Origin of the sequence: Streptomyces sp. NPDC017095, from assembly GCF_044332325.1 — a bacterium.
Taxonomy (GTDB): domain Bacteria; phylum Actinomycetota; class Actinomycetes; order Streptomycetales; family Streptomycetaceae; genus Streptomyces.
Genome location: NZ_JBIROU010000001.1, coordinates 404,348 through 430,257 on the forward strand (window position 1 = coordinate 404,348; position 25,910 = coordinate 430,257).

The 25,910-nt window shown below is 75.7% G+C and carries 26 protein-coding genes; 15 read left to right on the forward strand and 11 right to left on the reverse strand.

Going from position 1 to position 25,910, the window contains the following annotated elements; genetic code table 11:
- Positions 1-66 precede the first annotated feature (66 nt).
- Entirely contained in the window at positions 67-747 is a 681-nt protein-coding gene (locus ACH4OA_RS01585; protein WP_397945546.1) for a TetR/AcrR family transcriptional regulator, read from the forward strand.
- Positions 744-1,892, forward strand: a complete 1,149-nt coding sequence (locus ACH4OA_RS01590) for an FAD-dependent oxidoreductase (protein WP_397967079.1) — start codon at positions 744-746, stop codon at positions 1,890-1,892. The genes ACH4OA_RS01585 and ACH4OA_RS01590 overlap by 4 nt, the downstream gene beginning before the upstream one ends.
- A gap of 45 nt (positions 1,893-1,937) precedes the next feature.
- On the opposite strand, the gene ACH4OA_RS01595 is transcribed toward ACH4OA_RS01590, so the two are convergent.
- On the reverse strand, positions 1,938-2,615 hold the full coding sequence (locus ACH4OA_RS01595; RefSeq protein WP_397967080.1) for a TetR/AcrR family transcriptional regulator: 678 nt from the start codon (positions 2,613-2,615) through the stop codon (positions 1,938-1,940).
- Positions 2,616-2,714: 99 nt separating this feature from the next.
- Here ACH4OA_RS01595 and ACH4OA_RS01600 point away from each other — a divergent pair, with 99 nt between their 5' ends.
- Both ACH4OA_RS01600 and ACH4OA_RS01605 read left to right on the forward strand, forming a co-directional pair.
- Complete coding sequence (locus tag ACH4OA_RS01600; protein ID WP_365873324.1) at positions 2,715-3,272, forward strand: NAD(P)H-dependent oxidoreductase; 558 nt, start codon at positions 2,715-2,717, stop codon at positions 3,270-3,272.
- A 195-nt stretch (positions 3,273-3,467) separates the two neighbouring features.
- The gene (locus tag ACH4OA_RS01605) at positions 3,468-4,433 is read left to right on the forward strand and encodes an alpha/beta hydrolase (protein WP_397935102.1); all 966 of its coding nucleotides are present in this window, start codon (positions 3,468-3,470) and stop codon (positions 4,431-4,433) included.
- An 82-nt stretch (positions 4,434-4,515) separates the two neighbouring features.
- On the opposite strand, the gene ACH4OA_RS01610 is transcribed toward ACH4OA_RS01605, so the two are convergent.
- Entirely contained in the window at positions 4,516-4,944 is a 429-nt protein-coding gene (locus ACH4OA_RS01610; protein WP_397967082.1) for a hypothetical protein, read from the reverse strand.
- A gap of 36 nt (positions 4,945-4,980) precedes the next feature.
- Positions 4,981-5,652: a helix-turn-helix transcriptional regulator gene (locus ACH4OA_RS01615; protein ID WP_397935105.1), complete on the reverse strand. Its 672-nt coding sequence runs from the start codon at positions 5,650-5,652 to the stop codon at positions 4,981-4,983.
- 114 nt (positions 5,653-5,766) lie between these two features.
- Here ACH4OA_RS01615 and ACH4OA_RS01620 point away from each other — a divergent pair, with 114 nt between their 5' ends.
- Positions 5,767-6,213: a hypothetical protein gene (locus tag ACH4OA_RS01620; RefSeq protein ID WP_365873316.1), complete on the forward strand. Its 447-nt coding sequence runs from the start codon at positions 5,767-5,769 to the stop codon at positions 6,211-6,213.
- A gap of 163 nt (positions 6,214-6,376) precedes the next feature.
- On the opposite strand, the gene ACH4OA_RS01625 is transcribed toward ACH4OA_RS01620, so the two are convergent.
- Complete coding sequence (locus ACH4OA_RS01625) at positions 6,377-7,243, reverse strand: TIGR02452 family protein (RefSeq protein WP_397967084.1); 867 nt, start codon at positions 7,241-7,243, stop codon at positions 6,377-6,379.
- Between the two features lie 380 nt (positions 7,244-7,623).
- Here ACH4OA_RS01625 and egtA point away from each other — a divergent pair, with 380 nt between their 5' ends.
- Genes egtA through egtD form a run of 4 tightly spaced genes read left to right on the forward strand, consistent with a single transcriptional unit; the run spans position 7,624 to position 12,066 of the window.
- The gene (gene egtA, locus ACH4OA_RS01630) at positions 7,624-8,961 is read left to right on the forward strand and encodes an ergothioneine biosynthesis glutamate--cysteine ligase EgtA (protein ID WP_397967086.1); all 1,338 of its coding nucleotides are present in this window, start codon (positions 7,624-7,626) and stop codon (positions 8,959-8,961) included.
- Positions 8,958-10,328: an ergothioneine biosynthesis protein EgtB gene (gene egtB / locus ACH4OA_RS01635; protein WP_397967088.1), complete on the forward strand. Its 1,371-nt coding sequence runs from the start codon at positions 8,958-8,960 to the stop codon at positions 10,326-10,328. Before egtA ends, egtB begins: the two co-directional genes overlap by 4 nt.
- Entirely contained in the window at positions 10,328-11,107 is a 780-nt protein-coding gene (egtC, locus tag ACH4OA_RS01640) for an ergothioneine biosynthesis protein EgtC (protein WP_397935112.1), read from the forward strand. The genes egtB and egtC overlap by 1 nt, the downstream gene beginning before the upstream one ends.
- Positions 11,104-12,066, forward strand: coding sequence for an L-histidine N(alpha)-methyltransferase (gene egtD, locus ACH4OA_RS01645; RefSeq protein WP_397935113.1), 963 nt, complete (start codon positions 11,104-11,106; stop codon positions 12,064-12,066). Before egtC ends, egtD begins: the two co-directional genes overlap by 4 nt.
- Before the next feature lie 15 nt (positions 12,067-12,081).
- Here egtD and ACH4OA_RS01650 read toward each other — a convergent pair whose 3' ends face one another.
- Positions 12,082-13,338: an extracellular solute-binding protein gene (locus ACH4OA_RS01650; protein ID WP_397935115.1), complete on the reverse strand. Its 1,257-nt coding sequence runs from the start codon at positions 13,336-13,338 to the stop codon at positions 12,082-12,084.
- A 210-nt stretch (positions 13,339-13,548) separates the two neighbouring features.
- Between ACH4OA_RS01650 and ACH4OA_RS01655 the strand changes: the two genes are divergently transcribed.
- The gene (locus tag ACH4OA_RS01655; RefSeq protein ID WP_365873304.1) at positions 13,549-13,764 is read left to right on the forward strand and encodes a dodecin; all 216 of its coding nucleotides are present in this window, start codon (positions 13,549-13,551) and stop codon (positions 13,762-13,764) included.
- Between the two features lie 48 nt (positions 13,765-13,812).
- Here ACH4OA_RS01655 and ACH4OA_RS01660 read toward each other — a convergent pair whose 3' ends face one another.
- Positions 13,813-14,304, reverse strand: a complete 492-nt coding sequence (locus ACH4OA_RS01660; RefSeq protein WP_397967090.1) for a hypothetical protein — start codon at positions 14,302-14,304, stop codon at positions 13,813-13,815.
- A 138-nt stretch (positions 14,305-14,442) separates the two neighbouring features.
- Here ACH4OA_RS01660 and ACH4OA_RS01665 point away from each other — a divergent pair, with 138 nt between their 5' ends.
- The 3 genes from ACH4OA_RS01665 to ACH4OA_RS01675 all read left to right on the forward strand — a co-directional run bounded on the left by ACH4OA_RS01665 (position 14,443) and on the right by ACH4OA_RS01675 (position 18,080).
- A complete protein-coding gene (locus ACH4OA_RS01665) occupies positions 14,443-15,450 on the forward strand; it encodes an LLM class flavin-dependent oxidoreductase (protein WP_397967092.1) in 1,008 nt (335 codons plus the stop codon).
- Between the two features lie 74 nt (positions 15,451-15,524).
- Positions 15,525-15,719, forward strand: a complete 195-nt coding sequence (locus ACH4OA_RS01670) for an antitoxin (RefSeq protein WP_365873298.1) — start codon at positions 15,525-15,527, stop codon at positions 15,717-15,719.
- Positions 15,720-15,749: 30 nt separating this feature from the next.
- Positions 15,750-18,080, forward strand: a complete 2,331-nt coding sequence (locus tag ACH4OA_RS01675) for an ATP-binding cassette domain-containing protein (protein WP_397967094.1) — start codon at positions 15,750-15,752, stop codon at positions 18,078-18,080.
- Here ACH4OA_RS01675 and ACH4OA_RS01680 read toward each other — a convergent pair.
- From ACH4OA_RS01680 to ACH4OA_RS01700, 5 genes are all read right to left on the reverse strand, one after another.
- Positions 18,056-19,024, reverse strand: coding sequence for a lysophospholipid acyltransferase family protein (locus ACH4OA_RS01680; RefSeq protein ID WP_397967097.1), 969 nt, complete (start codon positions 19,022-19,024; stop codon positions 18,056-18,058). The two genes, ACH4OA_RS01675 and ACH4OA_RS01680, sit on opposite strands and share 25 nt — an antisense overlap.
- Positions 19,021-19,797, reverse strand: a complete 777-nt coding sequence (locus tag ACH4OA_RS01685) for a GNAT family N-acetyltransferase (protein WP_397967099.1) — start codon at positions 19,795-19,797, stop codon at positions 19,021-19,023. Before ACH4OA_RS01685 ends, ACH4OA_RS01680 begins: the two co-directional genes overlap by 4 nt.
- A gap of 553 nt (positions 19,798-20,350) precedes the next feature.
- Complete coding sequence (locus ACH4OA_RS01690; RefSeq protein ID WP_397967102.1) at positions 20,351-21,391, reverse strand: ornithine carbamoyltransferase; 1,041 nt, start codon at positions 21,389-21,391, stop codon at positions 20,351-20,353.
- A 221-nt stretch (positions 21,392-21,612) separates the two neighbouring features.
- Positions 21,613-22,629 carry a pyridoxal-phosphate dependent enzyme gene (locus ACH4OA_RS01695; protein ID WP_397935127.1) on the reverse strand — a complete coding sequence of 339 codons (1,017 nt, stop codon included), beginning with the start codon at positions 22,627-22,629 and terminating at the stop codon, positions 21,613-21,615.
- On the reverse strand, positions 22,629-23,126 hold the full coding sequence (locus ACH4OA_RS01700; protein WP_397967104.1) for a hypothetical protein: 498 nt from the start codon (positions 23,124-23,126) through the stop codon (positions 22,629-22,631). The genes ACH4OA_RS01695 and ACH4OA_RS01700 overlap by 1 nt, the downstream gene beginning before the upstream one ends.
- A gap of 224 nt (positions 23,127-23,350) precedes the next feature.
- Here ACH4OA_RS01700 and ACH4OA_RS01705 point away from each other — a divergent pair, with 224 nt between their 5' ends.
- The gene (locus ACH4OA_RS01705; protein WP_397967105.1) at positions 23,351-24,637 is read left to right on the forward strand and encodes a M20 family metallopeptidase; all 1,287 of its coding nucleotides are present in this window, start codon (positions 23,351-23,353) and stop codon (positions 24,635-24,637) included.
- 246 nt (positions 24,638-24,883) lie between these two features.
- Positions 24,884-25,906: an iron-containing redox enzyme family protein gene (locus tag ACH4OA_RS01710; RefSeq protein WP_397945556.1), complete on the forward strand. Its 1,023-nt coding sequence runs from the start codon at positions 24,884-24,886 to the stop codon at positions 25,904-25,906.
- The last annotated feature ends 4 nt before the right edge of the window (positions 25,907-25,910 follow it).

Below are 25,910 nucleotides of genomic sequence, written 5' to 3' on the forward strand. Positions count from 1 at the left end.
GCACCCTGCGTCGAACATGTTCGCCACGAACTTGTTCGGACCGAACATGTTCGTTAGGGTGTCGGCATGACCGCTGCTCCCCGCTCGCGCCGCGAGCGCCCCGCCAAGCCGGCCCTGTCCCGGGAGGGCATCATCGCCGCCGCCGTCGCGATCCTGCGCGCGGAGGGGCTGTCCAAGGTGACGATGCGCCGGCTCGCGCAGGAACTCGACACCGGACCCGCCTCGCTGTACGTGTACGTGCGCAACACCGCCGAGCTGCACGCGGCCGTCCTGGACGAACTGCTCGGCACGGTCGGCCCCGCGCCCGCCGAGGGCGACTGGCGGGAGCGGCTGGAACGGGTCCTCACCCGCTACACCGCGATGCTCCTGGAGCACCCGACCCTGGCCCGCTCGGCGCTCACCGCCCGGCCGAGCGGCCCGCACTACCTGCGTCTGGTCGAGACCCTGCTCGACCTCCTGCGGACCGGCGGCGTACCGCGCGCCCAGGCCGCGTGGGGCGTGGACCTGCTGCTCCAGCACGCCACCGCGACCGCCGCCGAACACGCCGGCGAGGAGTCGCCCGACGACTGGCAGGCGGTGATCCGCGCCCTGCGCGAGGCGCCCGCCGCCACCCATCCGCGCATCGCCGCCGACGCCGACGCGCTGCTGTCGGGCACCCCCCGGGCCCGCCTGTCGTGGGCCTTCCAGACCCTGATCAACGGCATCGAGCGGACCGCCGTACCCACCGAAGGCCAGGAGGCCCCATGATCCCCGCGTCCCTCCCCCACCACCCCGTCGCCGTCGTCGGCGCCGGACTCGGCGGGCTCGCTCTCGCCCGGGTGCTGCGGGTGCACGGCATCGAGGCCGCGCTGTTCGACCTGGAGCCGTCACCGGCCGCCCGGACGCAGGGCGGCATGCTCGACATCCACGACGAGACCGGCCAGGAGGCGCTGCGGGCCGCCGGCCTGCACGAGAGGTTCCTCGCCCGCGTGCACACCGGCGGCCAGGCCGTACGGGTCCTCGACCGGGACGGCACCGTCCGGTTCGAGGAACCCGACGACGGCACCGGCGGGCGCCCGGAGATCGACCGGGGCGAGCTGCGCGACCTGCTGCTCGGCTCACTGCCCGAGGGGACCGTCCGGTGGGGCGCCAGGGTCACCGGCGCCCGCCCGCTGGACGGCGGCCGGCACCGGGTGACGCTCGCGGACGGCACCGCGTTCACCACCGACGTCCTGGTGGGCGCGGACGGCGCCTGGTCCCGGGTGCGGGCGCTGGTCTCCGCCGCCCGGCCCGCGTACACGGGCGTGTCCTTCGTCGAGGCGGACCTGACGGACGCGGACGTCCGGCACCGGGCAAGCGCGGAGGTCGTCGGCGGCGGCATGCTCTTCGCGTCCGGCCCGGGCCGCGGGTTCCTCGCGCACCGCGAGTCCGACGGCAGCCTGCACGTGTACGCCGCCGTCGTGGCCCCCGAGGACTGGCTGGACGGCATCGACTTCACCGACACCGAGGCGGCGAAAGCGGCCGTGCTGAAGGAGTTCGACGGCTGGGACGGGCGGCTGCGGGCGCTGGTCGCGGACGCGGACGGACCGCTGGTGCCGCGCCGGATCCACGCCCTGCCGGCGGGCCACCGCTGGGACCGGGTGCCCGGGGTCACCCTGCTCGGGGACGCCGCCCACCTGATGTCGCCGTTCGCGGGCGAGGGCGCCAACCTGGCCCTGCTGGACGGCGCCGAACTGGGTCTCGCGCTGGCCGCGCACCCCCGGGACCCGGAGACCGCGCTCGCCGCGTACGAGGCCCGGATGTTCCCCCGCGCGAAGGACTCCGCGGCCCAGTCCGCCCACGGTCAGGCCCTGCTGTTCCGCGAGGACGCGCCGGGAGGTCTGGTGGAGATGTTCACCGGCCACGGCGGCTGACCCGCACCGGCCCGCCGCACCCGGCCCGTGGCGGCCGGGCGGGCCTCAGCGTGGCGGCTCGGTGCGCGTCACCCGGGCGACCAGGTCGAGCCAGGCGGTCTCCAGCCGGGCCATGGGCATCCCGCACTCGCGGGTCAGATGGTGGATCAGCGCGGGGTCCAGCGAGGACAGCAGGGTGTGGGTCAGCAGGTCGCAGTCGGCGTCGGGCACGATCCGCCGCAGCAGCACCGTGACGTGGGTGCGCAGCGATCCGGCGGCGGGGTGGGAGAACCGGCGGGTCGGTTCCGGCTGGGCGGCGAGCTGGAGGTCCAGGTGCTCCACCGAGCGGTACAGCACCGCGAGACCGAACGCCCGCAGCCGCTCCAGCGGCGGCGAGCCCGGCCCGAGCGGGGGCGGGCCGCCCAGGAAGTCCGCCTGGAGCTGCCGCTCCGAGTGGTCGAGCAGGGCCATCAGCAGTCCGGTGCGGTCGCCGAAGCGACGGAAGACGGTGCCCTTGCCCACCTTGGCCGCCGCGGCCACGGCCTCCATGGTGACCCCGGCCACCCCGTGCTCCGCGATCAGCCGTGCGGCGGCCTCCAGCAGCCGGGCCCGGTTCCGGGCCGCGTCGGCGCGCAGGCACGGCTCCTCGGGGGCCGTGCCGACCTCCAGCAAGCCGGAGGCGTCGGAGGGCTCTCGAGGCGGGAAGGGCGGCAGAGCGCTGGACATGACGACAGCGTAAAGCATCGGGAAGAAAACTGGACCGCGGTCCGCTTAGGGTGGTACACAATTAAACGGACTTAGGTCCGGATCGTGTCACCGGCTTTTCCTTCCCTTGGAGTTCCCATGTCTGTTCGTATCCTCGCGCTCGTCGGCAGCCTGCGCGCCGGTTCCCACAACCGCCAGCTCGCCGAGGCGGCCGTGAAGCTGGCCCCGGAGGGCGCCGAGGTGCAGGTGTTCGAGGGCCTGGCCGACGTCCCGTTCTACAACGAGGACATCGACGTCGAGGGCAGCGTCCCGGCCGCCGCCGAGAGGCTGCGCGAGGCCGCGCAGGCCGCCGACGCCTTCCTCTTCTTCTCCCCCGAGTACAACGGCACGATCCCGGCCGTCCTGAAGAACGCCATCGACTGGCTGTCCCGCCCGTACGGCGCCGGCGCCTTCGGCGGCAAGCCCGTCGCCGTGGTCGGCACCGCCTTCGGCCAGTACGGCGGCGTGTGGGCCCAGGACGACACCCGCAAGGCCGTGGGCATCGCCGGCGGCAAGGTGATCGAGGACATCAAGCTGTCCATCCCGGGCTCCCTGACCCGCTTCGCCGAGACCCACCCGTCCGACGACGCCGAGGTCGCCGCCCAGCTCACCGAGGTCGTGGCCCGGCTGCACGGCACGGTGGGCGCCGCGGCCTGAGCCGTACGCCCTCCCCTGAGCGGTAGTCTCCCCTGGGCCGGAACCGAGGTGGTTCCGGCCCTTGGTGCGCCGTGACGCCCACGGCACCGGCCGGCGGCCGGGTCGTCGTCCGGCCCGGAGCGGGTAGACGGGCCCCTGTGCGCGCCTCGCGGCGCGGCACCGGTCCGCCACCGGGCCAGTCACGGAGGAGAACCCATGTCCCTGGTCCCGCCGCCGTTCGACGCGGAACTCGCCGCCGTACTGGAGTCGTTCCAGGGCGCGCTGACGCCCGGGTTCGGGCCGGACGACATCGCCGCCGCCCGGCGCGGCGCGGCCGCGGTGCCGGTCGACGTCACCCTGGGCGGCGCCTTCGAGGCGGAGGACCGCACGGTCCCCGGCCCCGGGGACTCCCCCGGTCTCCCGCTGCTCGTCTGCCGTCCGGCGGCCCCCTCCGTCCCGGCCGGACTGCCCGTGTTCTACCACGCGCACGGCGGCGGGCTGGTGGCCGGCACCAACCGGGCCGGTGTGACCGAGCCGTTGGCCTGGGCCCGGGAACTGGGCGCGGTCGTGGTGTCGGTGGAGTACCGGCTCGCGCCCGAGCACCCGCACCCGGCGCCGGTCGAGGACGCGTACGCCGGACTGCTGTGGACCGCCGAGCACGCGCGGGAGATCGGCGGCGACCCGGACCGGATCGTGGTCGCGGGCGCCAGCGCGGGCGGCGGTCTGTGCGCGGCGCTCGCCCTGCTCGGCCGGGACCGGCAGGGGCCCCGTCCGCTCGGCCAGTTGCTGATGAGCCCGATGCTGGACGACCGCGGCCACACCGTCTCCAGCCGGCAGATGGCCGGCGTGGACCTGTGGGACCGCACCGCGGGCGACACCGCCTGGACGGCCCTGCTCGGCGACCGCCGCGGCGGCCCCGGCGTCTCCCCGTACGCCGCCCCGGCCCGCGCCACCGACCTGTCCGGCCTGCCCCCGGCGTTCCTGGAGGTCGGCTCGGCGGAGACCTTCCGGGACGAGGTGACCGACTACGCGTCCCGGATCTGGCAGGCCGGCGGCGTGGCGGAACTCCACGTCTGGCCGGGCGGCTGCCACGGCTTCGACGCGCTCGCCCCGGACGCGGCCCTGTCCCGGGCGGCCCGCGCGGCCCGGGTGGACTGGCTGCGACGGCTGCTCGCGCGGTAGGCGACGCCGACCGCGCCGCGCGCCGTCGCGGCACGCCGGCTCATCTTCCGTAGCCGTTCTGATCCGGGGCCCGGCCCCCGGATCAGGACGCGGACAGTGCGACGCCCAGGGCGATCAGGAGGGCGACCTTGAGGACCTCCAGCGCCACGTACCCCAGGTGGCTGCGCGAGCGGGGCAGTTCCTCGCCCGCGAGCACCCGGTCCGACCTGCGGTTGAGGCGCGGGCGGACGACGGCGAGCTGGATCACGAGGAGGGCCGCCACCGCCGCGGTCAGGGCGGCGGACCCGGCCGGGGCGTCGCCCACGGTCACCGCGGCGGCCACGGCGACCGCCAGGAGGGCCTCCACGGCGTTCAGCGCGCGGAACACCAGCCGGCCGATGCCCAGGCCGACGGGGATCGTCACGCCCGGGGCCCGGAACTTCAGCGGCGCCTCCAGGAAGGAGATCGCCAGCACCATGCCGAGCCAGACGAAGGTGACCGCCGCGCCGATGGCGGCGGAGGTGGCGTTCATGCGGTACGGGCCTTTCTGCGCCGGAGTGGGCGGGGTTCAGTCAGCAGTCGTGCGGGACAAGTGGGCGACACAGGAGTCGGGTTCGGCGAACGGTTCCAGGGCCGTGACCGTCAGCGGCGCCTCCAGCCGCGCCAACGCCCCCTGGATCAGGCCCAGATGGAGTGCGCACACCAGCTCGCCCTGCTCTTCGGCGAGTTCGAGGAACGGGCAGTGCCGCAGCCGGATGCGCTCCGGCGGCCCGCCTGGCTCGCCGCCTTCCGGGTGCGGCGCGAAGCCCAGGCCGTCCAGCAGGCCGAGCAGCCCGGCCGTCGACCGCTCCGGGGTGGGCGTCCCGCCCGGCGCGGGCGGGTCGGCCAGGAAGCCGCCCCAGGCACGGCCCGTCTCCCGCGCCTGCGCCCGTGCCTCGGCCGGGCCGGCGGTCGCGGCCCAGCGGCTGAGCAGCATGCGGGCCAGCAGCCGGTAGTCGCGCGGGCCGCCGCGGTCCATGCCGGGGCGCGCGGTGTAGACGGTGCGGGGCCGGCCGGGTCCGACGGGCGTCTCGGTGCGGGGCTCGACCAGGCCGTCGGCCATCAGGGCGTCCAGGTGGAACCGCACGGTGTTGGGGTGGAGTCCCATCCGCTCGGCCGCCTGCGCGACCCCGAGCGGCGAGGGCGCCGCGCGCAGCACGTCCAGCAGCGCCCGGCGGCGCGGACTCTCCCGCGTACTCACGTCCGGACCCACCCCTTCTTCCGCCCACGGCCATTTTTCACGAATCGTACATGGACTAATTGTAGAGTGGCCGCAGCCCGTGAACGGGGGACCGTGAGCCGAGGGGAACAGCAGATGACATCGCCGTCCGCGACCGACACCGGGCCCGCCGCCGGTCCGGCGCCGCAGCCGCGCGTCCTGTGCGAGACCCGCGCGCTGGCCGAGGAGCCGCCGGTGCCGGCCGGGGTGCTGTGGAAGCTGGCCGAGAGCGGGCGGCAGCTCGACGCGAACGTGGTCCGGCTGGCCCCGGGCGGACGGGTCCCGGCCCACACCGAGGCGCACCTGGACGTGCTCGTCCTGGTCGTCGCCGGTGACGGCGTGCTCGGCGACGGCTCCCCGGACACGGCCCGGCCGCTCGCCGAGGGCGCCCTGGTCTGGCTGCCGCACGGCGCCGTGCGCGGCATCACCGCGGGCCCGGCCGGCCTGACGTACGTCACCGTGCACACCCGGCGCCCCGGCATGCGGATCGGCGCCCGCCCCGGCACCGCACCGGACCGCATCCCCGGCCCGGCGTCGCCCTGACACCCGGCCTGCCGGACAACACCTGCCCAGCAGGGCCGAGTTCGGCGCGACCGGCCCCTTCCCCGCCGTGCGGCGGTGCGACGAGCGGCACGGCGGGACCGGGCAGAGCGCTACGGCCGCGCCCGGCCGCGCCCCGCGGACCCGCACGCCGGGGACACCTGCGTCACGACTCCGGCGGCCCGTCCCGCCGCGCCTGCGGGAACGCCCGCGCGAACGCCTCCCGCACCGCCGCTCCCGGTGTCCGGTCCAGCACCCCGAACACCACGTGCTCGAACGAGGACGCGAACCGGCCGCCGGGCCTTAGCGCCGCCCGGAAGGCGCCCGCGACCTGCGCCGGGTCGTTCTGGAAGACACCGCAGCCCCAGGCGCCGAGGACCAGCCGCCGGTAGCCGTGGGCCGCGGCCGTCTCCAGCACGCGTTCCGCCCGCACCGCCAGGGCGCCCGGCAGCCCGGCGGCCCGCTCCGGCGCCGTACGCCGGATCACACCGGCGTTGGGCGCGGCGGCCGTGAGGAAGCCCGCGCGGAACGGCTCGGCCAGCAGCCGGCCCCGGTCGTCCCTGAAGACCGGGACACCCGGCGAGTGGATCACCCGGTCCGAGTAGAACGGGTCGCGCTCGGCGCGGTGGTGGTCGTAGAAGGCGCGGGCCGTCAGCAGACAGGTGTACAGCGCGGAGGCGCGGCACAGGGCCTCCTCCTGGGCCTGCGCGCCGTTCAGGTAGCCGCCGCCCGGGTTCCGGGCCGAGGCGAAGTTCAGCACCGCGACGGGGGCGCCGGCCAGCCGGCGGGCCGCCTCCAGGCTGCTCTCCCCGGTGACCTCGCAGAGCGGGCCGGCGCCGGCCGCCGCCACGGGCGGCACCGGAACCGGCTCGGACGGCACCGGAACCGGCTCGGGCCCGAACATCCGGGTGCCCGCCCGCGCGGCCCCGACCGCGTCCGCGAGCGGCACCTCACGGCCGTCCGGCGCCCGGTACCGGCCCGCCGCCACGATCTGTTCCGTCTCCGCGGCGATCCCGCGCAGGCGCGCGCTCACGGCGCCACCCCCGTGGACGCCGTGACCGCGTCCCGCGCGGTCTCCCCCGTCGTGCTCATCTCCGCATCCTGGGCGATGCTGGTGCTGCGGCGCAACGGGGTTTTCCCGCCCCGGACCGCCGTGACCAGCACGGGAGACGAACGGAAGGGCAACGGCAGCCGAGCGGGAGACGCGGGCCGGACCGGCGCGGAAAGCCGGGACGGGCGAGGGAACGGACCGCGGAACGGCGAGCGGAACGGGCGGCGAAACGGACGTGAGCGGTCCGCAACGTCCGGGCGCGCGCCCTTGTGCGCGCCCGCCGAATGGTTTTGGGTGGGACGAGTGCCTGCCCGGCGACCGCTCCGGGCAGGTGACATGGTGGACCTCAGGAGGACCCCGACATGTCGGCTACACAGAGCGACGACGGCGACTGTACGGAGTACCACGCCGCCGTCACCGAGGACGAGGCGGAAGCCCTGATACGGGGCATCTGCTTCAAGACCGGACCACCGCGCACACTCGGTGTCGAACTGGAGTGGCTCGTCCACTCCCTGGAGCGCCCCCAGCTCCCCGTCACACCCGAACGACTCGAAGCGGCCTACGCCGCACTGCGGGCCCTGCCCCTGGATTCGGCGCTCACCGTCGAGCCCGGCGGCCAGCTGGAGCTCAGCTCCCTGCCCGCCGCCTCCCTGATGGAGTGCGTCGACACCGTCTCCGCCGATCTGGACACCGTCCGGGCGGCCCTGGCCGGACACGGACTCGGCCTCGCCGGCATCGGCCACGACCCCTGGCACCCGCCCCGCAGGTTCCTGCGCGCGCCGCGCTACGACGCCATGGAGACGTGCCTGGACCGCACCGGTCCGGCGGGCCGGCGCATGATGTGCACCTCCGCCTCCGTCCAGGTGTGCGTGGACGCGGGCCACGAGGAGCCCGGCCCGCTGGGGCACGCCCGGCGCTGGTGGCTGGCCCATCAGCTCGGCGCGGTCCTGGTGGCCGCGTTCGCCAACTCCCCGCTGCTGGGCCGGCGGCCCACGGGCTGGCAGTCCACCCGCCAGCTGACGTGGATGGAGATAGGGGCCGGCCGGGCCGGCGCGCCGCCGCTGGACGCCGAGCCGCGGGCCGCCTGGGCCCGGCACGTGCTGGACTCCCCGGTGATGTGCGTCCGCCGGGAGAGCGGCCCGTGGGAGGTGCCGGCGGGCCTCACGTTCCGGCAGTGGACCCGCTCCCGGACGCCCCGGGCGCCCACCCGGGCCGACCTCGACTACCACCTGACCACGCTGTTCCCGCCGGTCCGGCCGCGCGGCCACCTGGAGCTGCGGATGATCGACGCGCAGCCCGGCCGGGACGGATGGATCGTGCCGCTCGCGGTGACGGCGGCGCTGTTCGACGACCCGCGGGCCGCCGAGACGGCCTACCGGACCGTGAAACCGCTCGCCGAGCGGGCCCGGGACCGGCCCGCCCCGCACAACCCGCTGTGGTCCGACGCGGCCCGGCACGGGCTCGCCGACCGGGAGCTGCGCGAGGCGGCCGACGCCTGTTTCGCCGCGGCCCTGGAGGCGCTGCCCCGGCTCGGCGCCGCTCCGCGGATCGTCGACGCCGTGGCCGGTTTCCGGGACCGCCACGTGGCCCGGGGCCGCTGCCCCGCCGACGACCTGCTGGACCGGCTGCCCGCCATGACGCCGCCGCCCCGGACCGGGGGCACACCCACCGCTCACGGGAGGAAGGACCTCCGCACATGACCGCCCGGGAGACCGACACGTCCACCGCGACGGACACCGCGACAGACACCACGACGGACACCACACCGGACACCGACGCCCTGCGCGAGCGGGCGCTGGCCAGCCTCACCACCGCCCGGGCCCGCACCACGCTGCTGACCAATTGCGTCGACGAACCCGACCTCACCGCCCAGCACTCCCCGCTGATGTCCCCGCTGGTGTGGGATCTCGCGCACATCGGCAACCAGGAGGAGCAGTGGCTGCTGCGGACGGTCGGCGGACGGGAGGCGATACGCCCCGAGATAGACAACCTGTACGACGCCTTCGAGCATCCGCGGGCCGAGCGCCCCTCGCTGCCGCTGCTGCCGCCCGCCGAGGCCCGGCGGTACGCGGCCGAGGTGCGCGGCCGGGCCCTGGACCTGCTGGAGAACGCCGAGTTCGGCGGCAGCCGGCTGACCGAGGCCGGCTTCGCCTTCGGCATGATCGCCCAGCACGAACAGCAGCACGACGAGACGATGCTGATCACCCATCAGCTCCGGACCGGTCCGCCGGCCCTGACCGCGCCCGGCCCGGAGCCGGCCCCGCCGTTCACCGGGCACGCCGAAGTCCTGGTGCCCGGCGGCCCGTTCACGATGGGCACCTCCACCGAGCCCTGGGCGCTGGACAACGAACGCCCGGCGCACCCGCGGCAGGTGGAGCCGTTCTGGATCGACACCACCCCGGTGACCAGCGCGGCCTACCAGGCGTTCATCGAGGACGGCGGTTACGACACCGAGCGCTGGTGGGCGCCCGAGGGCTGGACGCACATCAGGCGGCACGGCATCACCGCCCCGCTGTTCTGGCGTCGGGACGGCGGCCAGTGGCTGCGGCGCCGGTTCGGGGCCACGGAACCGGTGGTGCCCGACGAGCCGGTCCTGCACGTGTGCTGGTACGAGGCGGACGCCTACGCCCGCTGGGCCGGGCGGCGGCTGCCCACCGAGACCGAGTGGGAGAAGGCGGCGCGCTTCGACCCGGCCACCGGCCGCTCCCGGCGCTACCCGTGGGGTGACGCCGATCCGGCGCCCGAGCACGCCAACCTCGGCCAGCGCCACCTGGGCCCGGCCCCGGCCGGCAGCTATCCGGCGGGCGCGTCGCCGCTCGGGGTACGGCAGTTGATCGGTGACGTGTGGGAGTGGACGGCGAGCGACTTCCTGCCGTACCCGGGCTTCAGGGCCTTCCCGTACCGGGAGTACTCGGAGGTGTTCTTCGGGCCCGAGCACAAGGTGCTGCGCGGCGGCTCGTTCGCGGTGGACCCGGTGGCCTGCCGCGGCACGTTCCGCAACTGGGACTACCCCGTGCGCCGGCAGATCTTCTCCGGTTTCCGCACCGCCCGGTCGGAGGCCGTCTGATGTGCCGTCACCTCGCCTACCTGGGACCCGAGGAGCCGCTCGGCCGGCTGCTCGTGGAACCCCCGCACAGCCTGTTCCGCCAGTCCTGGGAGCCGCGCCGGCAGCGGTACGGGACGGTCAACGCCGACGGTTTCGGAGTGGGCTGGTACGCGCCCGGGGACCCGGTCCCGGCGCGCTACCGGCGCTCCGGGCCGATCTGGGCGGACCTGTCCTTCGCCGACCTGTCCCGGGTGGTGCGGTCGGGCGCCGTGCTCGCGGCGGTCCGCGACGCCACCCTCGCGGGAGCGGACGCCGAGGCCGCCGCGGCGCCGTTCGCCGCCGGGCGCTGGCTGTTCAGCCACAACGGCGCCCTCGCGGGCTGGCCGGACTCGGTGGCCCCCCTGGCGGCCGGGCTGCCCCCGGTCGAACTGCTGTCGCTCCAGGCCCGCACCGACTCGGCGTTCGTCTGGGCGCTGGTCCTGCACCGGCTGCGCGCGGGCGACACGCCGGACCGGGCGCTGGCCGAACCGGTCCGCCGGCTGGCCCGGGCGGCCCCGGCGTCCCGGCTCAACCTGCTGCTGACCGACGGCGACACGATCGCCGCGACCGCCTGGGGCGATTCGCTCTGGTACCGCGCGGAGCCCGGCCGGAGCACGGTCGTCGCCTCCGAGCCGTACGACGACGATCCGCTGTGGCAGGAGGTCCCCGACCGCACCGTGCTCACCGCGAGCCGCACCGGCGTACTGCTCGCCCCGCTGGACGTTCCGGCGGCCGTACCCTCGAAGGAGCCCTGTCGTTGAGCCCCCTGCACGTCACCCGTACCCTCGCCGAGGACGCGACGGACGCCGCGCTGCGCGCCGATGTCCTCGGCGGTCTGACCGCCACGCCCAAGTGGCTGCCGCCCAAGTGGTTCTACGACGCCCGCGGCAGCGAGCTGTTCGAGCAGATCACCGAGCTGCCCGAGTACTACCCGACGCGCGCCGAGCGGGAGATCCTCGCCGCCCGGTCCGGTGAGATAGCCGCCGCCGGCGGGGCCCGCACCCTGGTGGAGCTGGGCTCGGGGTCCTCGGAGAAGACCCGCTATCTGCTGGATGCGTTCACCCCGCTCGCCGCCTACGTCCCGGTGGACGTCAGCGAGAGCGCCCTGGTCCAGGCCGGGCAGGCCCTGGTCGAGGAGCGTCCCGGCCTCGAAGTCCACGCGCTGATCGCCGACTTCACCGCGCCGCTGGCCCTGCCCCGCACCCCCGGGCCCCGGCTGGTGGCCTTCCTCGGCGGCACGATCGGCAATCTGCTGCCCGCCGAACGCGCGGCCTTCCTGGCGTCCGTGCGCGCGCTGCTCGACCCGGGCGACACGCTCCTGCTCGGCACCGATCTGGTGAAGGACGAGCGGGTGCTGGTCCGGGCGTACGACGACGCGGCCGGGGTGACGGCCGCGTTCAACAAGAACGTGCTGTCCGTGGTCAACCGCGAACTGGGCGCCGACTTCGACCCCGAGGCGTTCGAGCACGTGGCCCGGTGGGACGCCGGGCAGGAGTGGATCGAGATGCGGCTGCGCTCCCGTACCGCCCAGACCGTGAAGGTGCCCGCGCTGGACCTCGCCGTGGACTTCGCGGCGGGCGAGGAGCTGCGCACCGAGGTGTCCGCGAAGTTCCGCAAGGAGCGGGTGACCGCGGAACTGGCCGCAGCCGGGCTCCACCTGACCCACTGGTGGACGGACGAGCAGGACCGGTTCGCGCTGTCGCTGAGCGTGGTGCGCTGAGCGGGGCCCGGCGGCTCAGCGCAGGTCCGGGACGAGCGCTTCGGTGATCTGCCGGGAGGCGCGGCGGGCCTCGGTCGCCGGGTCCCCGCCCTGGAGCACCCGGGTCATGTACTCCTTGATCGGGTTGTCGGCCTCGACGTCGGCCCACTGGGGAGTGGTGGGGGTCGCCCGGCCGTGCGCCGCGCCCGCGGCCATGGCGGCGACCCCCTCCTCGCCGGCGACCGCGCCGGCGAGGGTGGTCTTGTTGGGCACGTAGTTCATGGTGCGGGCCAGCTCGGTGTCCCACTTGGCGCCGGTGAGCGCCCCGACGACGGTGGTCGCGGCGAACTGGTCGTCGGTGTTCTGCGGCACCACCAGGTCGGAGCCGCCGGTGAAGACGGCGCCGGGCCGGCCGGCGGTGCGGCCGGGCACGGGGAAGAAGCCGATCTCGCCGGTCAGCTCCGGGTTCTTCCGCAGGACCGCCTGGACGAGGCCCGGTACGGCGATGATCTGGGCGACCTTGCCGCCGGCGAACACCCCGGCCTGCGGCGGGTGTTCCTCGTCGGCCGCCGCGGGGCCCTCGCCCAGTGCCTGGAGCCGGCGGTAGAAGTCCATGCCGCGCAGCGCGGCCGGGCTGTCCAGGGTGCCGAGCCACTCGTGGTCCTTCTCCTCGGCGAGTTCGCCGCCCTCGTCCCAGATGAACCCCGACAGCGTGTACCAGTCCTGCCCGGCGAGGTAGATCCCCTGGTTGCCGCCGCTGTTCAGCTTCTCGGTGGCGGTGAGCCACTCGTCGCGGGTCTTCGGCGGGCCGTCGATGCCGGCCTGCCGGAAGAGGTCCTTGCGGTAGACGACGACCCGGCTGGCCGCGTACCAGGGCACGCCGTACTGCTTGTTGCCGTCCTTGCCGGGCTGGGCGAGGCCCGGCAGCCACTTCTCCTTGCCCCAGTCCCGCATCGACTCCAGGGTCAGGTCGGCCAGCCGGCCGCCGTCGGCGTACAGCGGCACCTGGGTGTTGCCGACTTCGATGACGTCGGGGCCGGCTCCCGGGCCGGCCTTGAGCGCGGCGCGGACCTTCTCCACGATGCCGGTCCACTCCTGGATGCGGATGTCGAGGCGCAGGTCGTCATGGGTGCGCTCGAAGTCCTCGGTGAACCGCCGCAGGAACTCCCCGGAGGCGCTGTCCTTCATCAGCCAGACGGTGACGGTCGTGCGCTCGTGGCCGCCGGGGAGCATTCCGCAGGCGCTGACGAGGGAGCCGGTGGCACAGAGGAGGGCGAGCAGACGACGTCTCACGAGGGGTCCTGTTCTGTCTGGCAAGGGTGCTGGGACAGCGGTCGGGGGCCCGGCGTGGGGGGACGAGCGGGAAGGCTCGTACGGGTGGGGTGATTTTGGTATGTACCAATGCGGAGGTCAAGCGTTACCGGGCGGTACGGACGGGACGCCGTGCGGGGGCGGCGCGGATACGGCACGGTGGAGTACGGCGTGAACGAGAGGAGCACCCGCATGTCGAACCACACCTACCGGGTCACCGAGATCGTCGGCACCTCGCACGAGGGCGTCGACCAGGCCATCCGCAACGGCATCGCCCGCGCCGGCCAGACCCTGCGCAACCTGGACTGGTTCGAGGTGACCCAGGTGCGCGGCCAGATCGAGGACGGCCGTATCGAGCACTATCAGGTGGGTCTGAAGGTCGGCTTCCGCATCGAGGACGGCACCTGAGCCGCCCCCGGCAGGACGCGGGACCCGAGCCGCCCGGGCACGGCGGCGTCAGGTACGGCCCTCCCGCTCCTGCGCCTCCCGCAGCGCGTCCGACGACACCGCCCAGCGGGCCCGTACGACCGTGAACCCGGCCTGCTCGGCGGCGTCGCACACCAGCTCGTCGTCGTCCACGAGGAAGCGGATCTCGCGGTCCCGGGCGAGCCGGCGCAGGATCTCCAGCTTGGTGGACCGGGCCGGCCTGCGGTCGGCGTCGCGGCGCATGAACAGCCGCCCCTCGGGCAGTCCGTGCGCCGCCAGCCACTCCCGGGTGTCGCGGCGGAACCGCTCGGGGCGCCCGGTGAGATAGACGACCTCGCAGGCGCGGGCGCTCTCCACGGCCAGCGCCACGCCCTCGGCGAGCGGCGGGTCCTGGGGCGCGGCGGCGAAGAACGCCTCCCAGTCGCGGGGCCGGACCTCCAGATGGTGCTGCCGGTGGGCGGTGCCGGCCAGCGTGTTGTCGAGGTCGAACACGGCGATCGGCCGCCCGCTGCTGTCACTCACACCGGCCACCCTAACCAGCGGCCTGCCGTGGAACACCCCGGGCCGGGCACGGGCCGGCGCGTCCTGGGGGAGACGGGCCCACGCCCCCGCGCTTGCGCGCCGCGGGAATCACCGGCCCGCGCAGGCGTTGAACCCTGCGTGAGCAGCTCTGTGATCAGCCGGACCCGGTTCTCCGTCCTGGACCGCTCCCGCACCCGGGAGGGCCACCCGCCCGCCGAGGCGCTGCGGGACACCGTCGCGCTGGCCCGGGAGGCGGAGGCGCTGGGGTACCACCGGTTCTGGGTCTCCGAGCACCACGGCGTGCCCGGGGTGGCCGGCTCCGCGCCGACCGTGCTCGCCGCCGCGGTCGCCGCCACCACCCGCACCATCCGGGTCGGCACCGGCGGTGTCATGCTGCCCAACCACCGCACCCTGGTCGTCGCCGAGCAGTTCGGGGTCCTGGAAGCGCTGTTCCCGGGCCGCGTCGACATGGGGCTCGGTCGCTCCGTGGGCTTCACGGACGGGGTACGCAAGGCACTCGGCCGGGACAAGGGCGACGCGGAGGACTTCGCGGCGCAGCTCGGCGAGCTGCTGGACTGGTTCACGGGCGCCTCGCCGGCCGGGGTGCGCGCCCGCCCCGCCGAGGGTCTGACCGTGCCCCCGTTCGTGCTGGCCACCGGCGAGGGCGCGCGGATCGCGGCCCGCGCCGGACTGCCCCTGGTCATCGGGGATCTGCGCGGCCGCGAGAAGCTGCTGCGCGGCGTCGACCGCTACCGCTCCCTGTTCCGCCCCTCCCGCTGGGCCGCCGAGCCGTACGTGGTGATCTCCGGCACGGTCGCGGTCGCCGGCACCGAGGCCGCGGCGCGCCGACTGCTGGTCCCCGAGGCCTGGGCGCTGGCGCACTCCCGCACGCACGGCACGTTCCCGCCGCTCGCCCCCGCCGAGGCGGTCGAGGCACGGACGATGACCGCCAGGGAGCGGGAGCTGTACGCGTCCGGGCTCGCCGGGCACATCGCGGGCACCGCGGACCAGGTCGCCCACGAGCTGGAGGCGGTGCTGAAGGAGACGGGCGCCGCGGAAGTGCTCGTCACCACCAGCACATACGACCGTACGGCCCTGCTGGACTCCTACCGGCGGCTCGCCGCGCTCTTCGCGCCGGGCCGCTGAGCCGCCCGAGATGCGGACCCGGCCCCGGCCGGTGACCCTGAAAGGGCAAGCCGCAATCGACGAGGAGGGCTGCCATGTCCTTCATGGACAAGATCAAGGGCATGCTCAAGGGCCATGAGGGCGTGGCCGACAAGGGCATCGACAAGGGCGGCGACTACATCGACCAGCGCACCGGCGACAAGTACCGGTCGCAGGTCGACACCGGGCAGGACAAGGCGAGGGACGAGTTCGGCACCCGCGGGGACCGGGGCAACCCTCCGCGGTCGTAGCGCTCGGGGGCGGCATAGAGTAGGCCCCCGATGCACAGTTCCCATGATCCGTACGTCCGCGTCCGCGGCGCCCGCGAGCACAATCTCAAGGGCGTGGACGTGGACATCCCCCGGGACGTACTGGCCGTGTTCACCGGCGTCTCCGGCTCGGGCAAGTCCTCCCTGGCGTTCGGCACCCTGTACGCCGAGGCCCAGCGGCGGTACTTCGAGTCGGTGGCGCCGTACGCGCGCCGGCTGATCCACCAGGTCGGGGCGCCCAGAGTCGGTGAGATCACCGGGCTGCCGCCCGCGGTCTCGCTCCAGCAGCGCCGTTCGGCACCGACCTCGCGCTCCTCGGTGGGCACGGTCACCCAGCTGTCCAACTCGCTGCGCATGCTCTTCTCGCGCGCCGGCACCTATCCGCCCGGTGCCGCGCGGCTCGACTCGGACGCGTTCTCGCCGAACACGGCGGCCGGTGCCTGTCCGGCCTGCCACGGCCTCGGTCAGGTCCACGACACCACCGAGGAGCTGCTGGTCCCGGACCCGTCGCGGTCCGTGCGCGAGGGGGCCGTCGCGGCCTGGCCGGGCGCCTGGCAGGGCAAGAACCTGCGGGACATCCTGGACGCGCTCGGGTACGACGTGGACCGGCCCTGGCGCGAGCTGCCCGCCGAGCAGCGCGAGTGGATCCTGTTCACCGACGAGCAGCCGGTGGTCACCGTCCACCCGGTGCGGGACGCGGACCGCATCCAGCGGCCGTACCAGGGCACCTACACCAGTGCCCGCCGGTATGTGCTGAAGACGTTCTCCGACACCAGGTCGGCCACCCTGCGGGCGAAGGCGGAGCGGTTCCTGACCAGCGCGCCCTGCCCGGCGTGCGCGGGCAGCCGGCTACGGCCCGAGGCGCTCGCGGTGACGTTCGGCGGGCGGACCATCGCCGAGCTGGCCGCGCTGCCGCTGACCGACCTCGTCCCGCTGCTCGACGGCCGCTCGGAGGCGGCCCGGGTGCTCACGGCGGACGTGAAGTCCCGGATCGCGCCGGTGATCGAGCTGGGCCTCGGCTACCTCAGCCTGGACCGGGCCGCCCCGACGCTCTCCGCGGGCGAGCTGCAACGGCTGCGGCTCGCCACCCAGTTGCGCTCCGGACTGTTCGGCGTGGTGTACGTGCTGGACGAGCCGTCCGCCGGACTGCACCCGGCGGACACCGAGGCGCTGCTCACCGTGCTGGACCGGCTGAAAGCGGCCGGGAACTCGGTGTTCGTCGTGGAGCACCACCTGGACGTGGTGCGCGGCGCCGACTGGGTCGTCGACGTGGGACCGGGCGCGGGCGAGCACGGCGGGCGGGTGCTGTACAGCGGGCCGCCGGCCGAACTGGCCTCGGTGGCCCGGTCGGTGACGGCCGGGTACCTCTTCGACGAGTCGCCCGGGCCGGTCCGCCGGGTCCGCGAGCCGCGCGGCTGGCTGACGGTGGGCCCGGTGACCCGGCACAATCTGCGCGAGGTGGCGGCCCGGTTCCCGGTCGGCGCCTTCACCGCGGTCACCGGTGTGTCCGGCTCGGGGAAGTCCACGCTCATCGGCGAGCTGACCGAGGACGTGCCCGGTGTCGGACGGCTGGTCCGGGTCGACCAGAAGCCCATCGGCCGCACCCCGCGGTCCAACCTGGCCACCTACACGGGCCTGTTCGACGTCGTACGGAAGGTGTTCGCCGGCACCGCGGAGGCGAAGGCGCGCGGTTACGGGGTCGGGCGGTTCTCCTTCAACGTCCCCGGCGGGCGCTGCGAGACCTGTCAGGGCGAGGGCTTCGTCAGCGTGGAACTGCTGTTCCTGCCGAGCACGTACGCGCCCTGCCCGGACTGCGCGGGCGCCCGCTACCGCCCCGAGACGCTGCAAGTGGCCTACCGGGGCCGGAACATCGCGCAGGTGCTGGACCTGACCGTGGAGGCCGCCGCGGAGTTCTTCGCGGACAGCCCGGCCGCCGCGCGCAGTCTCGGCGCCCTGCTCGACGTGGGCCTCGGTTATCTGCGGCTCGGTCAGCCCGCGACCGAGCTGTCCGGCGGCGAGGCACAGCGGATCAAGCTGGCGAGCGAACTCCAGCGGGGGCGCCGGGGCCACACCCTGTACCTGCTGGACGAGCCGACGACCGGGCTGCATCCGGCCGACGTCGAGGTGCTGATGGACCGGCTGCACGGGCTGGTCGACGCCGGGCACACGGTCGTCGTGGTGGAGCACGACATGACGGTGGTCGCGGGCGCCGACTGGGTGATCGACCTGGGGCCGGGCGGCGGCGACCGGGGCGGGCGGATCGTGGCGGCCGGCCCGCCGGACCAGGTGGCCCGCGCGCCGGGCAGCGCGACGGCACCCTATCTGGCGCGGGTCATGCCCTGAGCACCGTGCCCGGCCCGCGGTTTCGCCGGCCCGCCTGTTGTCTCCGGCCCGCGTGTTCTCCCCGGCCCGCCTGTTCTCGCCGGTCCGCGTGCTTTCGCCGGCTCCCGCGGCCACCCGCTCGTGACCAGGGCCGTGTGGGTCCAGGCCGGCTCCGGGGCGGGCGGCTGGGCGGCGCGGGCGAGGGTCCGGCGGTCGGGGTGGACGCCGGGCGGGAGCACCGGCCGGATCTCCACCTCGGCGACCAGGCCGCGGGTGCGGGCCACCCGCCACAGGGACGCGAGCAGGGTGTCCTCGCCGACGAAGGCCGCCGCGGTGCCGGGGCCGCCGTCCAGCCGCCGGTAGCGCAGGACGACCGGCTGCACCGGTACGCCCGCGTCCAGCGCGGCCTGGAAGACGGCCCGGCGGAACCGGCCCTGGGCGCGCCCGCACCAGGTGCTGCCCTCGGGGAAGGCGGTCACGGCCGCGCCCGCGCGCAGGGCGGCGGCGATCCGGGCGACCGCGCCGGGCAGGGCGCGCAGCCGGTCCCGTTCGATGAACAGGGTGCCGCCGCGCGCGGCGAGCGCGCCCGCCACGGGCCACCGCCGGACCTCGGCCTTGGCGACCATCCGGGCCGGGCGCACGGCGGCGAGCAGCGGAACGTCCAGCCAGGAGACGTGGTTGGCGACCAGCAGCAGCCCGCCGGCCGGCGGGGCGGCGCCGGTGACGCGGACCCGGACCCCGGCGGCCCGCACGATCACCAGGCACCACCGCCGGACCCACTCGGCGGACCTCCTCCCCCGCGCGCCGCGCCGCCCCCGGACGACCGGGGACAGCGCGATCCCGGCCAGCACCAGGGCCGCGACGGCGGTCAGCCGCAGCGCGGCACGGGCGACGGCCACGGCGGGCCGGTCCGGCTCCGCGCAGGCCGCCGGGGTGCAGGGCGCGGTGGGCAGCCAGCCGCTCATCCGGCCGGGACGAGGGAGAGGAAGTGCCGCAGATAGCGCGGGTGGATCCGGCGCATCGACAGCAGGACGTACAGGTCGGCGACCTTGAAGTCCGGGTCGTGCGCGGGCTCGCCGCACACCCAGGCGCCGAGCCGGAGGTAGCCGCGCAGCAGGGCGGGCAGCTCGCCGGGACCGGCCGTGGCCCGGGCGGCGGGCGGGGTCCAGGGCAGCAGCGGCCGGACCCGGAACTCCTCGGGCGCCAGGTGTCCGGCGCGGACCCGCTCCCAGGTGCCGGCGGCGAGGGCGCCGCCGTCGGCGAGCGGGACGGAGCAGCAGCCGGCCAGCCACTCGTGGCCCCGGCCGGTCATGTAGCGGGCTATGCCGGCCCAGATCAGGCCGATGACGGCGCCGTCGCGGTGGTCGGGGTGGACGCAGGAGCGGCCGGCCTCGACCAGGCCGGACCGGATCGCGCCGAGCCCGGTGAAGTCGAACTCGCCCTCGGCGTAGAGCCGTCCGGCGACCGCGGCCCGCTCGGGCGGCAGCAGCCGGTAGGTGCCGACGACCTGCCCGGTCGCGGTGTCCCGCACCAGGAGGTGGTCGCAGTAGGCGTCGAAGGCGTCGATGTCGTGCCCCGGCTCCGCGTCGCCCAGCAGGGCTCCCAGCTCCCCGGCGAAGACCTGGTACCGCAGCCGCTGCGCGGCCCGGACGTCGGCCTCGTCGCGGGCGAGGGCGACGGTGTAGCGGGCGGGTGGGGCGGGCTGCGCGGGACGGTCGAGCGTGGGAACGCCGGTCATGGCTCACTCCAGGTGACGGGCCGGTTCGGCGGCAGCGGCGGCGGACCCGGTGTGGTGCGGCCCGCCGCTCCTGTTCTGCCGAGGCCGGTTGGCGTGCGCGTGACCTGTGCCGGGAGAGCGGATGTGAGGGTGGTGAACGCCGTTCTTCCGCCGGCCGGCCGCCGGGGTGCCGGACCGCGCCGTTCCGGCCGTGGCGCGCGGTGGCCGAGTGGCCGGATCAGTCTCCCGTGAACCCTGATACCGGTCAGCACCATGCCGAGCGAGCGCGGACTCGCCCCGGCGGAGCCGGCGAACGCGCCACCGACCCGGCTCCACGACGCCGTCCTGCCGGACCCGGACCGATTGCGGGGCGCGCGGGCCGGGTACGGCAGCCTACTGGTGCTCACCGGCCGTCCCGGCCCAGCCGGGACGGCAGACCCACAACACGGTCCGGCCGGGGCGGCGGCTCGCGCCCGGCGTGTCCGGGCTCACCGGTCGGGAGGCGGCGGACCCGGCCGCGGAGCGTGGCCGCCCGCCGGCTCCGCTTCCGCGCCGGGTGGTGCGGGGCCCCGGGTCAGGCGGGCGGTGACTCGGCGGCGTGTTCCAGGACGGCCATGGCGCTGGTCAGCTTCATCGCGGCCTGGGTCCAGGCCAGCGAGCGCGGCCCGTCCAGCACCTCGCCGGCGACCTCGTCGCCCCGGTGGGCCGGCAGGTCGTGCAGGAACAGCGCGCCCGGCCAGCGGTCGAGCAGCGCGGCGTCGACGTGGAACGGGCGGAAGATCTCCCGCCAGGACGCGTCCGGTTTGCTGGTGCCGGTGGTCTGCCAGCGCGTGGTGTACACGGCGTCCACCTCCGCGGGCGCGTCCGCGAGGTCGTGGATCTCGTCGAGCCGGGCCCCGACGGCTTCGGCGTTCTTGCGGGCCAGCGCGAGCGCGTCGGCGGGCAGGCCGTAGCCGGGCGGGGTCGCGAAGGTGACGTGGGCGCCGGGCACCGTCGCCAGCCCGTGGGCCAGGGCCGTCGCCGTGTTGTTGCCCTCCCCCGTGTACAGCAGCCGGATGCCGCTCAAGTCGCCGTAGGCCAGGGTCAGTACGGCCAGGTCGCACACACCCTGCGTGGGGTGTTCCTCGGCCGCCATCGCGTTGATCACCGGCAGCCGGCCGGCCCGGGACAGCTCCCGCAGCTCCGTCAGCGGCCCGGCGGTGCGCGCGACCAGCAGGTCCAGCATGGCCCCGAGGACCCGGCCGGTGTCCGGCAGCGACTCGCCGGTGTTCAACTGAAGGTCGCCGGGCCCGTAGGTGACGGGCGTGCCGCCGAGCCGGACGGCGCCGGTCTGGAAGGCGGTCCGGGTACGGGTGGAGGTGCGGGTGAACAGCACTCCGACCACCCGGTCCCGCAGCGGCCGGTCGTGGGCCGTCCGGTCCCGGAACAGCTCCACCGAGCGGGCGACGAGCCGGCGCAGCCGTTCGGGCTCCACCTCGGCCAGCGTGAACAGTCCCCGCTCGGGCGCGGGGGTCGGGACGCCGAGCAGGTCGGGCGGTCCGGCGAGGTCCCGGGCGGGTGGTCCGCCGGGGCCGGTCAGGGTCGGGTGTGCGGGCACGCGTGATTCCTCCGTCACCAGTCGTCTCCTTCGGTCTCGGTCAGCAGGCCCGCCGCGTGTACGGCGTCACGGGCGCCGTCTGCCGCGAGCACTCCCGTCGCCCGCACCCGGGGGTGGCCGGCGTACGGGCTGAGGGCAGGTACAGGCGTCCGGTGCTCGGTTCGTCCCACGGAGCCGGCGCGGATCGCGGCGGACGCCCGCCTTGGCGTACCAGTCCCGTCCGGCGCCGCCTGCCTGGGTCATCCCGTGCCCTCGGTCCGGGGTACGGGCCCGTCGGCGGCCAGGAGGCGGACGCCGGGCGGCGGGGCGGTCCCGGTCAGGCCGTGGGCGCTGCGCCAGTCCGGGGAGTAGACGGTGCCGAGGTAGCGGTCGGCGCCGTCGGGGCACAGACAGGCGGCGCTGGTGCACGCGGGGTCGGCCCGGAACCTCCGCAGCGCCGCCGCGACCAGGGCCCCGGCGCTGCCGCCGACGCCGACGCCGGCGGTGTCGCGCAGCCACAGGCACACCGTGACCGCCTCCTGGGCGTCGATGTGCACCGTGGGCCGGTGTCCGTCGGGCAGGAACGCGGACCGGCGGCTGGCGCCGATGCCGGACAGCAGGCGCGGGCCCGCCGTACCGCCGAGGGCCGCCGAACCGGTCACGTCCACACCGACCAGCTCCCAGTCCGGGCCGGACTCCTCGACGTAGCGCCGGAAACCGGCCAGGGTGCCGCCCGTGGAGACGGCCACCAGCACGCTCATCCGCTGCCCGCGGGTCTGCCGGTGCAGCTCGGGCGCGGTGCCGGTGGTGTGGGCGTTCGGGCTGGCCGGATTGTGGTACTGGTCGGTCCAGACCAGGCCGGGCCGCTCACGGAGCAGGGACCGCACCCGGTCCAGCCGGCCCAGGAGGTAGCCGCCGGCGCCGTCCTGGGTGTCCACCGTGACGATCCGGGCGCCGAGCGCGCGGATGTCGTACAGCAGCGCGGCGCTGGTGCGCGGGTCCACCACCGCGGTGAACGGCACCCGGTGGGCGGCGGCCAGCGCGGCCAGCGCCAGCCCGAGGTTCCCGGACGTGGACTCCACCAGCCCCGCCGCCGGGTCCACCCGCGCCTCGACGTCCCGCCACAGCGCGAGCGCGGTACGCCCTTTGACGGATCCGTACGGGCTGTAGCTCTCCAGTTTCAGCCACAGCTCCCGCGGGATGCCGTCGACTTCCAGCCGCAGCCGGACCACCGGGGTCGGCGCAGGGCCGCCCCCTGCTCGTGACGTCGACACCATCAGAGCGCGCCGTCCCCGTGCGCCTCCTGCCGCACACGGCGTGCGCCCGCGGTGTGGGCGGCGGACAACGCGTCGCGCCACAGCGGGCTCGGTGCTCGTGGCGGGGTGGGCAGGCGTACCGCGGAGGAGGGGCCCCGGTGCGGGGAGGTGACGGCGTGACCGCGGGCCTCGTCGGGACGCGGCGGCGCCGACACCGCCGGCCGGAAGTGCGTGGCGGGTACACCGTGCCGCTCCGGGAGGCGCGGTACGCGGGGTGCGCCGGTCCGGGCGCCGTACCCGGCCCGTGGTGGCTTGCCCGACGCGGCCTCGCGGTGCCGGGACGGGATCGTCTCGTGGTGGGCTCCGAAGGAAGGCGCCGCCGCCCGGCGCGCCCCGCCGGACCAGGGCTCGGGCCCCGGGCCACGCTCGGCCGGCACGCGGCCGGCGTGCCGCCGCCCTTCGTTCTCGTCCCGCTCCCAGGGGCGCCGGAGTAGTGCCGCGGACACGGACATCGCCATGGGTGGGTCCTTACGCTCACTCGGGCCTGCGGACTTTCCGCTTCCGATCATGTCAGCGCGTCGGCTCCCGGTCAGGGGGCCAAATCCGCCATCCTGACGCCGGACGGCGCTGGCCGGATTCCGGTGCGCCGGGGCCGGGGAGGGACTGTCCGGCCGGCACCGCGCTCCCTACCGTGGGGACGTACCGCCGGCCAAGCGCCGGTCGCCGGAAGGAGAACCGCCGGATGACACCTCCGCCCCGGGACCCGCCCGGCCCGCCCGGTCCCGCCGCGCATCTGTCGGCGGCCGGCGCCCCCGCCGTACCGGACCTGCTCGGCGAGGCGCGCCGGCTGGCCCCGCAGGCGGTCGCCCTGCGCCGCGCCCTGCACCGCGGCCCCGAGGAGGGCCTCACCCTGCCGGCCACCCAGCGCCTGGTGCTGGACGCGCTCGACGGCCTCGGCCTGGAGATCCGCACCGGCCGCGCCCTGTCCTCCGTCACCGCGACCCTCACCGGGGCGGGCGACGGTCCGACGATCCTGCTGCGGGCCGACATGGACGCGCTGCCGGTCACCGAGGACACCGGTCTGCCGTTCGCCTCCCGGGCCCCGGGGCTGATGCACGCCTGCGGGCACGACGCCCATATGGCGATGCTGGTGGGGGCCGCGCGGCTGCTCGCCGGGCGGCGCGCCGCGTTCGCCGGACGCGTGGTGTTCATGTTCCAGCCCGGCGAGGAGGGCCACCACGGAGCCCGCCTCATGATCGAGGAAGGCGTGCTGGAGGCGTCCGGCACCCGCGCCGAGGCCGCGTTCGCCCTGCATGTGCACCCGAACCTGCCGGCGGGCGCGGTACGGCTGCGGCCGGGACCGCAGATGGCGGCCTCCGACCGGTTCCGGGTCGTCGTCCGGGGCCGCGGCGGCCACGCCTCGGCCCCGCACACCGCCTGCGACCCGGTGCCGGTGGCCTGCGAGATCGTGCTCGCGCTGCAGACGGCGCTGACCCGGGGCGTGGCCGCCGACGACAGCGCCGTGCTGAGCGTGACCCGGCTGGCCGCGGGCACCGCCGCCGGCGTCATCCCGGACACCGCCGAACTGGCCGGTACGCTGCGCACGCTGGCCGGGCCGACCCGGCTGAGGCTGCACGAGACGATCGCCCGGGTCGCCGGCGGAGTGGCCGCCGCGCACGGGGCCACGGCGGAGGCCGTCATCGACCCCGGCTACCCGGTCACCGTCAACGACCCCGGCGTCACCGGCCTCGTGCTGCGGGCCGCCGCCGACGCGCTCGGCGCCGGGGCCGTGGACGTCCTGCCCGCCCCGCAGATGACGGCGGAGGACTTCTCCTACGTCCTCCAGGCCGTGCCCGGCGCCCTGGCCTTCCTCGGCGCCTGCCCGCCGGACCGCGCACCGCACGAGGCACCGGCACTGCACTCGCCCAGGATGACCATCGACGAGGACGTCATCGCCACCGGCATCGCCTGCGAGGCCGCCGTCGCCCTGGCCTTCCTCGCCGGCCGCGCCCCGGATCCGGACCGGTGACGGCCCCGGTCATACGGGCCGGTCCCCACCGGACACATCCTCCGCCGCGTGGACAGCCGCGCGGCCGCACGGTGACACCACGGAAGCGGCCACGGAATCCGGCCGGGCACGCAGGACCCGGCCAAGTGCGGTCGCCTGCCGCGGTCATGTGTTGAGGTGTCCGGTGTGCCGCCCGTACTGTGGTGAGGCGGTACGACACATATGACAACCGGCTACCCGTCGGGGCGCCGGGCCGAGGAGGCTTCCGTGGCTGCTGCTCGCACAACTGTCCCCGATCTGTCGGACCAGGGCGTCGCGAAGCTGCCGGAGCCACGGGGGCCGGTCACGGAGGCGCTGCTGGGGGCGCTGGCGGGCGAGCCGGGCGACTTCGCCGCGCCCGCCGCCGAGGACGACCCGCTCACCGGCGACGACCATCACCTCGCCCTGTACGTGTGCTACGAACTGCACTACCGGGGCTTCGCCGGCGTGGACGAGCGCTGGGAGTGGGAGCCCGCGGTGCTGGCCCTGCGCGGCCGGCTGGAGCGGCCGTTCGAGGCGGCGCTGCGCGACCGGTTCGGCGCCGAGCCGCCCGAGGACGCCGCCGCGGTCATCGCGGCGCTGAACCGGATCGCCGACGAGCCCGGGCCGCCGCTCTCGCGCCATGTGCGGGACGAGGCCACCCTCGCGGAGGTGCGGGACTACGTCACCCTGCGGTCCGCGTACCAGCTCAAGGAGGCCGACCCGCACGCCTGGGCCATTCCGCGCCTGACGGGCCGGGCGAAGGCGGCGCTGCTGGAGGTGGAGTTCGACGAGTTCGGCAGCGGCCGGCCCGAGCGCATCCACGCGGAGCTGTACCGCGAGACGATGGGCGCGCTGGACCTGGACGGCCGGTACGGCGCCTATCTGGACGCCGTGCCCGGGCTCATGCTGGCGACGGTCAACCTCATGTCGCTGTTCGGTCTGCACCGGCGGCTGCGGGGAGCGCTCGCGGGCCATCTCGCGTTCGCGGAGATGACGTCCTCGCTGGCGAACAAGAACGTGGCGGACGGCCTGCGCAGGCTGGGCCTCGGCCCGGCGGCCACCGGCTTCTTCGACGAGCACGTCCTCGCCGACTCCGTGCACGACGTGATCGCGCTGCACGATCTGGTGGGCGGCCTGCTGGCGCAGGAGCCCGCGCTGGCACCGGACGTGCTCTTCGGGGCCACGGCGACGAGCGGCCTGGACGCGCTGTCCGCCCAGTATCTGCTCGACTGCTGGGCGGAGGGCCGGCCCACGCTGCGGACCGTGTGAGCCG